The organism is Cohnella silvisoli (genome assembly GCF_021190915.1).
GTDB lineage: Bacteria > Bacillota > Bacilli > Paenibacillales > Paenibacillaceae > Cohnella > Cohnella silvisoli.
In genome coordinates this window covers 229,625-242,580 of record NZ_JAIOAP010000007.1, presented here as the reverse complement: position 1 = coordinate 242,580, position 12,956 = coordinate 229,625, and the positions used below count along the sequence as shown (strand labels likewise).

Below are 12,956 nucleotides of genomic sequence, written 5' to 3'. Positions count from 1 at the left end.
AGGCACAATGCAACTCCGATTAGCGTACATACTGTTGTAATGGTGTAACGCATAGTGGTTGATGTGACTCCCTTCGCTTAATGTAATAAGTAGTATGCACGGCACTCCGAATCCTCATGATAAGAAAGGAATGGGAAAATTATGATCACTCATATCGTATTTTTCAAATTGAAAGACCGCAGCCCGGAAGCCATTGAACGCACCGTTCAAGTGCTTCGCAATATGGAAGGGAAAATCGACGAACTCCGTCATCTGGAGGTCGGAACCGACATCGTTCATTCTGAACGTTCGTATGATATCGCATTGGTAACGAAATTCGATTCGATGGATGCGCTGCAGGCATATCAAGTGCATCCTGTACATAAGCTTGTCATCGAGCATATTGCGTCTGTCCGCGAAGCGTCGGCCAGCGTCGATTACGAGAGCTAGAGGATGAGGCTCGTGGAGAAAGATCCGACGAATATGGGCGACGTTTACCAGATGATGACCTATATCGTCGTCATTTTGTTAAGCGCCGTCATAATGACGGTTTGGTTAAAACGAAGAGGCAGGCGCAAGAAGAAATAACAAAGGGGCAACCTTTCCATGTATGATGTAAACGTCGAAAGCATTCGTACCAGGCTGGCTTGCCTTCCGGAAATCGCGCAAGCGTTATCCGCTTCGACGGTAGCCTGGACGGGCAACTTGATCGAAGGTTTGGCGCAAGAACGCGCGCTCCATCTGGCTGCGGAAATCGCGACGGATGTCGGTCATACGTTAATTGATGGATTCATTATGCGCGATGCGAGCAGCTATGAGGACATTATAGACATTATTGCGGAAGAAGGGGTCATTACCGATCAGGTAGCGGCTCCTTTGCGCCGTCTAGTCTTGCTGCGCAAAACGCTCGTGCAGGATTACGATCGTTGGCCGAGACGCGAGCTGCATCCTCTCACAGCGGAGCTTCCGAGGGTGCTGCTAGGCTTCTCCGACCAAGTTGAAGCTTATTTGCGCAAAGAGTTAATCTAAAATAAATGAGCTCGTTAACTCCCTTCCTAAAATCCGGCAATTTACGAATAGTGCGGATTCCGTTACAATAAACCATAACATTACTAACTCGGACGTTCTAGATTGTACCGGATAAGGAGGGGGACTGCTCATGCTGCCGCAACAAGAGATATCGACGAGACGCCAGTTGCTTCAATTGCTCAAGACGCAAGGAAACTGCTGCATCAGCGATTTATCCAAGGAGCTGGGCATCACCGAAATGGCGGTACGTCGCCATATCCATTCGCTTGAACGCGATAACCTTATTCGTTCCGTCCTAGTTCGGCAAGCTATGGGCAGGCCGCTATACCGGTATTCGTTGACGGAACAAGCGGATGACCTTTTTCCGAAAAATTATCCGCAGCTGACGTTGGATTTGTTAAGCGAGTTGGAGGAGCAGACGGGCGGGTCAGAAGTTATCGATCGTATGTTTCAAGGCAGGAAAGATAAGCTCGAATCTCGCTATCGGGAACGAATGCTGGATAGGCCGCTTGCCGATAAAGTGTCCGAACTTAGCTCCATTCAGAACTCCGGCGGATATATGACCGAATGGATGGAGGCGGAGGAAGACGGGACTTTCGTGCTTTATGAATATAACTGTCCGATCGCCCAAGTGGCCAATCGGTATCGACAAGCTTGCCATTGCGAGCAACAGCTGTTCGAGCAACTGCTGGGGGCAAGCGTCGAACGAACGGAATGTTTGGCAGACGGAGGGGCTCGTTGCACCTACGCGATACGACCTGTTAAAGCAAACCTTATAAACAATTGAAATCTAACGGCCTTGCTGCTTTTTTGCGGCAAGGCTGTTTTTTTTGGCCTGTCTTCTGTGTCAAGACAAGCTGTTGCTTCTTATACTGTCATTAAACCGCATGGGCATTCGCCCGGGTTAAGCTGATAACTGGAGGGATCAAGGATGGCATGGGACATTGCGGCTTATGGGATTACGGCGGCTGTGTTGGCGATTGCCGCAGCATGCGTGATCGGCATCGCGAAAATTTGCCGGTCGCTCAGTCGTCTGGACGCAACTGTGAAAGTTCTCGGCAAGGAAACGGAAGTTTCTTTGCGTCAATGCGCGAAACTAGCGGATGAGGCCAGTGACGCCATTGCCGTTTCAAGGCAAAGCCTGCAAGGATTCGCCACGCTCGCGGAGGGGGCGCGAGCGCTCGGCGAAGCGGTGCAGGCAGCTGCGCAAACCGCGGCTCACGTTACGGTCTTATGCCGTGAACGCCTAACTTCTTTGAGTCCGGTTCCTTCCGAACATCGTGATCAAACAGCTTGCGAGCTGCCGGATTTAACGGAACTCGGCCGCAACCTGTGGTCATTGTGGAGACGTCGGACCGGCAATGGCCAATCCTCCTCCGAAAGTTGTCAGAGCAGCCCGGGACCGAGTGCGGATCCATCTCAAGGAGAGTGAAAAAGCATGGCCAACAAAAAAGTCGTTAAATCGTTTTTGTGGGGAACGCTGACGGGCGCGATTACCGGAGCGGTAACCGCGTTATTATTCGCCCCTAAGTCCGGCCGCGAACTTCGCGGAGATATCGCCGATACCGCTCAGAAAGTCGGGGAGAAGACGGCGGATTTAAGCAGGCAAGCCGGAACTGCCGTACAGTCGCTGGCCAAACGGACATCGAGCTTCGTATCCGATGCCAAACAAGCTACCGGACGCCTAGTGACGGATATTCGCTCCCGTAAAAGCAGCGAAACCGCAGAAATAAAGGAAGTTGCCGCAACGGAAGAAAATGACATCGAGAATAACTCTTCCGCGCTGTAATCCCAAATTATACGCATCGGTCCGAAACATCGTCCGCTCCCGCCGGACGGTGTTTTCGTATACCGTCATATTCCTTGAACCTCGTCCGAATATGAGCTAAGATGTAGGTACCTTTTGCGCTCCGATGTCATAAAGTATCAAGGATCGACCTCATCATTACATGAAGAAAGCGGTGTTTCCGTGCAGCAAGCGATCGCAGTCCTGGACTCAGGTGTGGGCGGACTGACCGTCGTCAAAGAAGTGATGCGACAGCTTCCCCGAGAGAAAATATTGTATTTCGGCGACACCGCGCGAACACCATACGGACCAAGAAATGCGGAAGAAGTCATAACTTTTACACGTGAAATCGTAGATTATCTTGTTCAATACAAACCCAAAATGGTTGTCATTGCATGTAATACGGCTACTGCCGTAGCTTTAGAGGACATTCGGAGTCGAGTAGATCTGCCCGTTGTCGGAGTCATAAATCCCGGGGCTCGCGCTGCGGTAGGCAGGACAAAGACCGGCGTCGTGGGCGTAATCGGTACGGAGGGGACGATAAAGAGCGGCGCGTATGAATCGGCGCTTAAGCGGCTTTCCCCTAGTGTCGAGGTCATTAGCCGCGCTTGTCCATCCTTCGTGCCGCTTGTGGAAGACGGGAATTTCAGCTCTTCGGAAACGTATGATACCGTATCGAATTCCCTGTTTCCGCTCAGAAATTCCACGATGGATTGCCTTATTCTTGGCTGTACGCATTATCCTTTTCTGGCGGATACCATTTCCGAGGTGATGGGCTCGGAGGTCGTCCTGATCAACTCGGCCGAAGAAACCGCGCGGGAAATAAGCACGATACTGCATGTGAACAAAGAATTAGTCGGCAGAGGTGAAGTGCCGGTGCATCAGTTTTTTTGCAGCGGCGATCCCCGGAAGTTCCAAGATATTGCTCAAGCATGGCTGGGAGAGCAAATCCGATTGACTCCGGTCGTATGGCAAGTTCCCCATATCGGGGCTTGAAAAACAAACAAAGCTCGAGCGTTAGGCGTCCAAACGACACCTGACCCGCTCGGGCTTTTTTCGTTGATACGGGGTCATATATTAGCTCAAACGCTCATACACAAATAGAATCGCTGCGGGTACAGGAGGGATCGACATGGCAATGGCTGGAGAATACAGCCCAGAGCTGCTCAGCAAGGAAATAAGAAGGTTATCAAGGAAATATCCCTTTATCACTACGGGGACTATTGGGCGAACCGTCTTGGGAAAGCCGATCCCTTACTTGCGGCTGGGAGCGGGTCCATTCCGATGGCACTTCAACGGGGCCTGCCATGCGAACGAGTGGATTACGACGCTCCTGCTCATGCGATTCGCGGAGGATTATGCTCATGCATGCGCAAGGCGGCTGCCCTTCTGGGGCAAAACGGCTAAGGATTTATTCTCGCGATGCAGTCTATGGATCGTGCCGATGGTTAATCCGGATGGGGTTGAGCTTGTTCAAAGAGGAATGTCCGCTAAACATCCGTTATTCAAGGACTTGCTGCAATGGAATAGAGGTTCGCGTCGATTTCATCGATGGAAAGCTAATGCCAGAGGCGTTGACCTGAACGACCAATTTCCTGCGCATTGGGAGGAGGAGCGTCAGCGACGAGCGGTAGCGGCGCCGGGTCCGCGGGATTTCAGCGGCATAGGGCCATTGTCCGAGCCGGAGGCTGCGGCGCTTGCGAAGTTTACGGAGGAGACGGATTTCCATGCGGTGATCGCTTTGCATACGCAGGGAGAAGAGATTTATTGGAACTATCGGAACGATGAACCCGCGGAATCTCGGGGTTGGGCTGAAAGTTTGGCCGTAGCATCCGGCTATCGCGCCGTTTACTTGGAAGGAAGCGACGCGGGGTACAAGGATTGGTTCATCTCACAGTTTAAAAGGCCCGGATTCACGGTGGAGGCCGGCTGGGGCCATAATCCGCTCCCTCTTGATGGCTTCGAAGAATTGTACGACGATATAGCGAGACTTCTCGCAGAAGCTCTTGATTGTGCGCCGACATGATTCTTAAGGGCCAGGGTGGGGTAAACTTGATGAAAAGATCTCGTACATCGAATGGAGGCCCCGCTTATGGCTCGCAGATCGTGGATTGCATTATGGAGACATCTTCCCGGCAGGGTTTGGCATATTTTGCGTTCGGAGCGCGTTTCGTTAAAGGACAAGTTGATTTTTATTATACCAGTGGCGCTTTATTGGGTATTGCCGGACTTCATGCCTTTCATGCCTATCGACGATGCCGCTTTTACCGCGATTGCTGCAAGCTGGTACGCGCGCGCCATGGAACGCAAATACACGTTGGGCAAGAAAAGCGATCTTGCATGAAGGAAAACGTTTCATTACAATAGAACGAGAACCTGATGGGAGTGAAACGCCATATGAATTGTAAAATCACCCGGAACGCAGCCAATGTGCTGCGCCGTGAATTGGACAAGCCGGAAAACTCAGACAAGAAATTGAAAGTATTCGTGACGCATAGCCACGGAGACCATGCGCATTACGGAATGGATTTGGGACAAGCGACCGATAAAGACGAAGTCGTGTCGACGGACAAGGATATCGAAGTAGTTCTCACCAAAGGGGAACCGCTGCTGGACGGCGTCAAAATCGATTACTTGTATTTCCCTAAAGAAGGGTTTGTCATTACGAATCCCAGCAAGGGCAATCATGGAGACCACTGATAACGGGCAGATAGCCCAGTTGAATGATATCCGCATATGCGACAAGTGCAAGCATATGCGAGTCAAGTCGATGTTGCCCAAATTGCAGAAGCTAGCGCCTGGAACCGAAGTTAAAGTGGCTTGCAAATCTTATTGCGGTCCCTGCTCTCGTTATGCTTTTATATTCATTAACGGTCGATACGTCACCGCACCGACGGAAGACGAAGCGATTGAGAAAATACGCAAGTACGTAAAATCTTAACTTCCCCGAAACTGTCGCCAAGCGCGACGGTTTTTTATTTTTTCGATGGGAATGTTAAGACGAATCATAAAAGGCGGATCACTTAAAAACGCAGCTATACAGCCGATTGATAATCGCTTCAAAGTTTTTGAATAAAGAAAACGCGGCGACGCCTCCCGATTTTGTCAGGAAAGCGATCGCCGCGTTTCTATGTTAAGATGCCGTCCGTTATTGCTCTTCTTCGCGTAACTTCGCAATCAGGTTGTTCTCGATCACCCGGTCCGATATGCTGAGGTCCTTCTTCGCCGTGTCCGCTCCTGCCGCGCAAGATGCGGAATCCGTCGTTGTCGGGCCGTCTGCGGATAAGGCATAACACGTTCCGTGAGCGGCGATTCCATCGTTGTTAGGAACGAAGTAAACTTGGCCGTCGGTGAAACCTCCGTTGCGGAATACGACTGGCTTAGGTGCTTCCGATAACATGCTCACCCCCATGAGATAACGATTATCAACGGGAATTCCGAGCAAATGCATAACGGTAGGCGTAGTATCGATCTGGCCGACAGCTTTGTCCACTACTCCCGCATGTTCATCGTGGGGAAGATGGATGAAGAATGGGACCTTCCTAACGATACGGTCTTTATCGATATCCGATACGGGCTTTCCGAATAATTGCTCGTAAAGCTTCCAGTCATAAACGGAGTTATCATGATCGCCGTAGAAAAGCAGCACCGTATTATCCCATAATCCTTCGTCCTTAAGATTCTCGACCAATTCGCCTACGGCGGAATCGACATAATGGGCAGCCTGTAAATAATCACCCATGATCGTTCCTTGCAAAGTCCCTACTTTCAGTTCCTGGTTCGAGTAAGGGAGCTTAAAAGGATGGTGGCTCGATAACGTTATCGTTAACGCATAGAAGGGCGATTTCTTGCGTTCCTTCAGTTGCTCGATCGTTTGGCGAAAGAAGGATTGGTCTCCGAGCGACCAGCCGATCGGTTCGTCGATAGTGTAATCCTTAATATTGTAAAATTGGTCGTAGTCCATATTATGGTACATATTATTGCGATTCCAGAAGCTGCCGTCGTATGCATGATGAACCGTTGTATCATAGCCTTGGCCCTTCAGAATGGATGGCGCGCAATCGAACTCGTTGCCCGCGAACCGGATAAAGACGGAGCCGGTAGGCAGAGGGTGAATGGAACAACTCGTAAGGAGATCCGCGTCCGACGTGCGGCCTTGCGCGGTCTGGTGAAAGAAATTCGGAAAATAGACGCTTTGCCCGATGAGCTTATTCAAGTTCGGCGTTATTTCCTCTCCTCCAATTGACTGGCCGATAACGAATTGCTGGAATGCCTCGGCTTGAACAATAAGCACGTTTTTTCCTTTATAATCTCCGAATAAAGGTTCAGACTCCATTTGCTTCTGCAGCTTCTGACGTTCGGTAAACCAGTTTTTCGCCTCTTGAACCTGTTCATCGGACAGCCCTTTGCCGAACCAATGCTCTTTGGCGTAACGGTATGTGTCGTAACCGTGGAAACCTAGCAGCCCAGTCACGTTGTAGATCGGGATGTTCCACCAGTTGCCTACGAACAATCCGCGGGCCCAACCGTTTTTCTGCTCTTCAACTGGGTAATAAATAAGAGACCAGCCTAACGCGAATACAAGTGTTGCCGGAATAGCCTTGCGCCACAAAGCTTTGCGAGTTTTTATCGAATGGGAGACGTACGATGAGGAACGCCGTGCAGCGCGATTGCGCCATAACAGCCAGCCCGCGAGCGCGAAGGCAAAGGGAATATCTGCGAATAGGAGCCAATCCTGCGCTTGAATGAGACTCCAGATGCTGGCTTGCAGCTCGCCGACCTGTCCGGCTTGCAGAAGCACGGGTACGGAAATGAAATCCTTGAAATAACGGAAGTAAATGAGGTCCGCGAATAGGAGGAATGAAAGCACCAAATCCAATATTGCGAGCGAGATCGCCCTCGAGCGGCGTCCCAGGAATAACGTCCAGAAGGAAACAAGCAGTATGGCGCCCAGATTAACAGCCCATTTCCAATGGTTCATGCCGCCAACGTTGAATTGATGATCCAGCTCGTTCAATTTGTATAATAAGGATGCTGCGAGCAATAGGATCCCCCAGAAAGGCCAGAGGATCAGCCCTTGCAAGGACAATTGAAGTCCTTTGCGGGCAACCGTTTGCAACTGCGCTAACATGCCAAAACTTCCTTTCTCTATATGGGCCAATTGTTATGAAGGGTCGCCCTAAATGATTAACGCAGTGTAAAGTGTAAACTAAAAAATAGTATAGCTCTTATGAAGGGGTTTTTACAAACGTTGTGGTAAAATGAAGGAAGGAGGTGGTTATCTATGGGAGTGTCGCCTGATCAATATTTCGATGACTTATATAGCAGGGATCCTGAATTGGAACGGGTAGGCGAAGTCATCCGAAGCGCGGAGATGCCGGAAATTTCGGTTGCTCCAGGGTATGGCCGTTTGTTGACCTTTCTTACTACAATATCGAAGGCGCGTTTAGTTCTGGAAATCGGAGCATTAGGCGGGTACAGCGGAATATGTTTGGCGCGAGGACTGACGGATGACGGGAAGTTATTGTCATTGGAACTGCACCAGGAATACGCGGACATTGCCAAAGCGAATTTGACGGCTGCGGGATTGGGAGATCGCGTTGAATATTTAGTGGGGGATGCTTCGGAAAGTTTAGAGAAGCTCATTTCCCAGGAAAAGCGTTTTGACTTCTTCTTCATCGATGCGGACAAAGAGAATTATCCCCATTATTTAGAAGCGTGCATTCAGCTTGCGAATGAAGGGGCAATCATAGCGGCCGATAACACGCTTCTGCGAGGAAAGACGACGGACGACAGCAAGCAAGGACCGTCTGTACTTGCTATGAGACAATTTAATCGTCTTATTGCGCAAGATTCCAGGTTGCTCGGGGTACATCTCCCTGCCTATGATGGGCTGGCTTTAGCGAGGGTTAAACAATTTAGGAAAATTTAGGCTGGAAAACGTCCTCCGAACCGACATATAGAGTCGTTTTAGGGGGATTTTTTATAATGTATAACGCTTTCATAGACATTTTAACAATTTAGTTAATTTCGTACTAATTTAATTTCCGGTACGAATCCTTTTAATCCAAATTTTGTATATGTTATGAACGTATTTTCAAATTGTAAAAAGCGAATTTACATTTCAATCATATAATATGAATGTTTATACGGGAAATTTGATTATTAAACAATAAAGTAAGCGTTTTCTGTCATTTATGAGTTATTACTAATCACGTTACGTGTAATAATATCTGACACTGCCAATATCTCTCATTGCAGAATCCGAATAATATATAGTAATATTTTTTTGTTCCAGCAAATTTCAAAAACAAACGAGTTGATTATAATTTGTGAGGTGAAATTTTGGGGGAATAATAATTTTGCAATTTTTCAATATTTGCAATTTTGCAATGTTTAAAAATTGCTTAGAAATCAGGTATGGCAGAAATGATAGTACTTAAAAATCGGGGAGGCAACAGAATTATGAAATTCAAGAAAATTTTCTCGACCGCGCTAGCAATTACATTAGCGGGTACTTTATTAGCAGCTTGCGGCAACAACAATAAGAACTCCGACTCATCCAACTCACCATCCGCATCCGCATCCGCAAGCTCGTCCGCAAGTGCAGGAACAGGAGGCAAGCAAGAACTCGTTATGAACTATCGTGCCGATCCTCCGGCACTCGACGTATCGATCGCGGAAAGCGCAGCTTCGTTCACGATTCTGGGCGCGATCAGCGAAGGCTTGTATCGTTTGGACAAAGATATGAATCCACAACCGGGGCTTGCCGCAGAGCTTCCTACCATTTCGGCTGACGGTTTGACTTATACAATTAAATTGCGCGACGGCTTGGTATGGTCGGACGGATCGCCTTTGACGGCGAAAGATTTCGTATATTCCTACCAACGCACGTTGGATCCGGCCACTAAAGCTTCTTACGCTTTCATCCTGACTTGGCTCAAAGGCGGGCAAGCCGTACAGGATGCTAAAACTCCTGAAGATTTGAAAAAGGCTAAAGAAAACCTCGGCGTTAAAGCGATTGACGACAAAACGCTTGAAATCACTTTGGACATTCCTAGAGCATACTTCACAGCTCAACTTGCTTTCTTGAACTATTACCCGCAAAAAGAAGAGTTCGTATCCAAGCAAGGCGAGAAAAGCGGCGCAGACGCAGACAAAGTACTCGGCGCCGGTCCATTCGTCTTGACGAAATGGGATCATGAGCAACAACTTATTCTCGAGAAAAATCCCAAGTATTGGGATGCTGCAAACGTTAAGCTGGATAAAGTAACTTTGAACATCGTCAAGGATACAGCTACCGGATTGAACTTGTACGAATCCAACGCTACGGATTTCGCGGATATCAAAGGCGATCAAATGAAAGCCTACGAAGGTAAAACCGAACTGCACAGAAAGAGCGAACTGGTTACTGGTTACCTGAATTTCCAACAGAAGAAAGTACCGGCATTCGCGAACGCTAAAGTTCGCCAAGCGATGAGCATGGCGATCGACCGCGAAGGTCTTGTTAATACGGTTCTGAAAAACGGTTCCGTAGCCGCAACAGGTTATATACCGAACGGTAACGCCGACGGCAACGGCGCTGAATTCCGTAAAGTCGTAGGCGACACGGAAGTTGCGTTCGATGCGGCTAAAGCTAAGGCGTTGCTTGCTGAAGGCTTGGCTGAAGCCGGAGTTGCTGCCCTGCCTAAATTGTCCATCATGGGCGATGACACGGAAACAGGCAAGAAACTATTGGAATTCGTCGTATCCCAATGGAAAACGAACCTAGGTATCGAAGTATCGGCAGAACCGTTGCCGCATGCTACCCGTCTGGACAAAGAATTAAAACATAACTACACAATCGTCAGCAGTCTGTGGGGCGCGGATTATAACGATCCAATGACTTGGCTCGATATGTACTTGACCGGCGGTCCATTCAACACTCAAGACTGGACCAACGCGAGATACGATGAATTGGTTAAAGGCGCCGAAAAAGAGCTTGACGTTAAAGTACGCGCAGACAAAATGCACGAAGCAGAAAAAATTCTGATGAGCGAAGCAGCTGTATTTCCACTGTACTTCCGTTCTTCGCCATTCGTGATCAAAGACAAAGTCGAAGGATTGATCTTGCCACCTTACGGTCCTGACTTTGAATTGAAATGGACTTCCGTTAAACAGTAAAATGTTCCATTGACTGTAAGAACTCCGAGCAGTACATTCAGTACTTGAAGCAATCCATGAGAGAGGCCGTTGCTAGAACGGCTTCTTTCATGTTGATTGTAGGGTATAGGAAAATTATTCATCCCGTGAAAGGAGGATTCATAGTGCTGAAATACGTGCTGCGGCGTTTTGTTTATATGCTCATTACATTATGGGTCATTATAACGGCTACTTTTTTTCTCATGAAATTATTGCCTGGAAATCCTTTTGGTGAAGTTGCCGCGAAATTGCCTCCGGAGAACTTGAAAATTTTGAGGGAACAATACGGCTTGGATAAGCCGGAATGGCAGCAGTACTTAAAGTATATAGGGCATGTCGCTCAAGGGGATTTAGGCGTTTCTTATCAATTCCCGACCCGTTCCGTTGTCGATGTCATTAAGCAATCCTTCCCGGCATCCCTAGAACTCGGAATTGAATCCTTGATTTTTGCAGTTATTGTCGGTTTGCTGCTCGGAATCTTTGCCGCTTTGAAACACAATAAAGCGGGGGATTACTCAGCCATGTTCATCGCATTGATCGGGATTTCTGTTCCTTCCTTCGTTGTAGCTCCACTGCTATCTTACCTTTTGGGGAACAAATGGCACATCCTCCCTGCTGGTTTATGGCAAGGGCCCGAACACCGAATTTTACCGGCATTGGCGCTCTCATTCGGAACCATTGCCATCTTGGCGAGAATGATGCGTGCCTCTATGTTGGAGGTATCGAGCTTGGACTATATTAAGACAGCTAAATCTAAAGGACTTACTACATGGAAAATAGTCACAAGCCATATGCTCAGAAATGCTATTTTACCCGTAATTACCATTCTAGGGCCTATCGCGGTTAATGTCATCACTGGAACGCTGGTCGTAGAAAGCGTATTTTCAGTTCCAGGCTTGGGTTATCAGTTCGTAACTTCTATTACGACGCTGGATTATACGATGATTACAGGACTGACGATTTTCTATGCAGCAATTCTTATTATCGTGATGTTCCTGACCGATATTGCTTACGGCTTTGTCGATCCACGGATTCGCATGTCGGGGAGGAGATAAGGGATGGAAATCATATCTAAGGATAAGTTTCAACCGGCAGAGAAAACGACAAACGCAGAATCCATTGTCCGACCTTCGCTGAACTATTGGCAGGATGCTTGGAGGCGTTTGAGATCTAATAAATTGGCTATGGTTGGATTAGTCGTTCTAATCCTGCTAACCTTGTTGGCCATCGTCGCACCTTTCGTGAGCAAGTTCGATTACGAAACCCAATATTTGAAGGATATCGATCTTAAGCCTTCAATGACGCATTTTTTCGGGACGGACGATTTCGGCAGGGATTTATGGACCCGGGTTTGGTGGGGCACTCGTATTTCTCTCTTCATCGGTTTGGTAGCAGCCTCGATTGATTTAGTTGTCGGCGTTCTATATGGAGGAATTTCCGCTTACTTCGGAGGACGCGTGGACAATGTTATGCAGCGGATCATAGAGGTTATTTATTCCATTCCGCTGTTGTTGCTTGCCATCATCCTCATCGTGTTTCTTGGACCCGGCATTAAATCGATCATCATCGCCTATGCGTTGACTGGATGGGTAGGTATGGCTCGTCTGGTCAGGGGTCAGGTATTGCTAGTTAAGGAGCAGGAATTCGTATTAGCTGCACGGACATTGGGTGCGAAGCCTGCGCGCATTATTCTCCAGCATCTGATTCCTAACGTTATCGGTCTTATTATCGTTCAAATCACCTTTATCGTGCCTACGGCGATTTTCTTTGAAGCATTCCTGAGCTTTATTGGGGTGGGGATTAAACCTCCAATGGCTTCGCTCGGTAATCTAATCAATGACGGTGCCCATTATATGAGATATCAACCGCATCGGCTTATTTTCCCAACTATCGTATTTAGCCTGATTCTGCTTAGCTTTAATGTATTGGGAGACGGCTTGCGCGATGCTCTCGATCCGAAAATGAGAAAATAAGGAGGAGT

General features: G+C 48.3%; 16 protein-coding genes. 15 read left to right on the top strand and 1 reads right to left on the bottom strand.

Annotation, left to right across the window (positions count from 1 at the left end):
* Window positions 1–141 precede the first annotated feature (141 nt).
* From K7P76_RS15350 to K7P76_RS15305, 11 genes are all read left to right on the top strand, one after another.
* The gene (locus tag K7P76_RS15350; protein ID WP_232186187.1) at window positions 142–429 is read left to right on the top strand and encodes a Dabb family protein; all 288 of its coding nucleotides are present in this window, start codon (window positions 142–144) and stop codon (window positions 427–429) included.
* Between the two features lie 12 nt (window positions 430–441).
* Window positions 442–567 carry a hypothetical protein gene (locus tag K7P76_RS33155; RefSeq protein ID WP_255678549.1) on the top strand — a complete coding sequence of 42 codons (126 nt, stop codon included), beginning with the start codon at window positions 442–444 and terminating at the stop codon, window positions 565–567.
* A gap of 18 nt (window positions 568–585) precedes the next feature.
* Window positions 586–1,008 carry a DUF86 domain-containing protein gene (locus tag K7P76_RS15345; RefSeq protein WP_232186186.1) on the top strand — a complete coding sequence of 141 codons (423 nt, stop codon included), beginning with the start codon at window positions 586–588 and terminating at the stop codon, window positions 1,006–1,008.
* A 130-nt stretch (window positions 1,009–1,138) separates the two neighbouring features.
* Window positions 1,139–1,795: a helix-turn-helix transcriptional regulator gene (locus K7P76_RS15340; RefSeq protein WP_232186185.1), complete on the top strand. Its 657-nt coding sequence runs from the start codon at window positions 1,139–1,141 to the stop codon at window positions 1,793–1,795.
* Window positions 1,796–1,939: 144 nt separating this feature from the next.
* Window positions 1,940–2,440, top strand: a complete 501-nt coding sequence (locus tag K7P76_RS15335; protein ID WP_232186184.1) for a hypothetical protein — start codon at window positions 1,940–1,942, stop codon at window positions 2,438–2,440.
* Window positions 2,441–2,446: 6 nt separating this feature from the next.
* Window positions 2,447–2,797 (top strand): YtxH domain-containing protein, encoded by a 351-nt coding sequence (locus K7P76_RS15330; protein ID WP_232186183.1) that lies wholly within the window; start codon window positions 2,447–2,449, stop codon window positions 2,795–2,797.
* 180 nt (window positions 2,798–2,977) lie between these two features.
* Window positions 2,978–3,790, top strand: coding sequence for a glutamate racemase (gene racE, locus K7P76_RS15325; protein WP_232186182.1), 813 nt, complete (start codon window positions 2,978–2,980; stop codon window positions 3,788–3,790).
* Window positions 3,791–3,926: 136 nt separating this feature from the next.
* Window positions 3,927–4,820 carry a M14 family metallopeptidase gene (locus K7P76_RS15320; RefSeq protein WP_232186181.1) on the top strand — a complete coding sequence of 298 codons (894 nt, stop codon included), beginning with the start codon at window positions 3,927–3,929 and terminating at the stop codon, window positions 4,818–4,820.
* A gap of 66 nt (window positions 4,821–4,886) precedes the next feature.
* Entirely contained in the window at window positions 4,887–5,138 is a 252-nt protein-coding gene (locus K7P76_RS15315; protein WP_232186180.1) for a hypothetical protein, read from the top strand.
* Window positions 5,139–5,191: 53 nt separating this feature from the next.
* Window positions 5,192–5,494 carry an iron-sulfur cluster assembly accessory protein gene (locus tag K7P76_RS15310; protein ID WP_232186179.1) on the top strand — a complete coding sequence of 101 codons (303 nt, stop codon included), beginning with the start codon at window positions 5,192–5,194 and terminating at the stop codon, window positions 5,492–5,494.
* Window positions 5,481–5,735, top strand: a complete 255-nt coding sequence (locus K7P76_RS15305; RefSeq protein WP_232186178.1) for a YuzB family protein — start codon at window positions 5,481–5,483, stop codon at window positions 5,733–5,735. Before K7P76_RS15310 ends, K7P76_RS15305 begins: the two co-directional genes overlap by 14 nt.
* 207 nt (window positions 5,736–5,942) lie before the next feature.
* Here K7P76_RS15305 and K7P76_RS15300 read toward each other — a convergent pair whose 3' ends face one another.
* Window positions 5,943–7,925 carry an LTA synthase family protein gene (locus K7P76_RS15300; protein ID WP_232186177.1) on the bottom strand — a complete coding sequence of 661 codons (1,983 nt, stop codon included), beginning with the start codon at window positions 7,923–7,925 and terminating at the stop codon, window positions 5,943–5,945.
* A gap of 153 nt (window positions 7,926–8,078) precedes the next feature.
* Here K7P76_RS15300 and K7P76_RS15295 point away from each other — a divergent pair, with 153 nt between their 5' ends.
* The 4 genes from K7P76_RS15295 to K7P76_RS15280 all read left to right on the top strand — a co-directional run bounded on the left by K7P76_RS15295 (window position 8,079) and on the right by K7P76_RS15280 (window position 12,948).
* Window positions 8,079–8,726 carry an O-methyltransferase gene (locus K7P76_RS15295; protein WP_232186176.1) on the top strand — a complete coding sequence of 216 codons (648 nt, stop codon included), beginning with the start codon at window positions 8,079–8,081 and terminating at the stop codon, window positions 8,724–8,726.
* 533 nt (window positions 8,727–9,259) lie between these two features.
* Complete coding sequence (locus K7P76_RS15290) at window positions 9,260–10,957, top strand: peptide ABC transporter substrate-binding protein (protein ID WP_232186175.1); 1,698 nt, start codon at window positions 9,260–9,262, stop codon at window positions 10,955–10,957.
* Between the two features lie 143 nt (window positions 10,958–11,100).
* On the top strand, window positions 11,101–12,030 hold the full coding sequence (locus tag K7P76_RS15285) for an ABC transporter permease (RefSeq protein ID WP_232186174.1): 930 nt from the start codon (window positions 11,101–11,103) through the stop codon (window positions 12,028–12,030).
* Between the two features lie 3 nt (window positions 12,031–12,033).
* Window positions 12,034–12,948 carry an ABC transporter permease gene (locus K7P76_RS15280; protein ID WP_232186173.1) on the top strand — a complete coding sequence of 305 codons (915 nt, stop codon included), beginning with the start codon at window positions 12,034–12,036 and terminating at the stop codon, window positions 12,946–12,948.
* Window positions 12,949–12,956 lie beyond the last annotated feature (8 nt).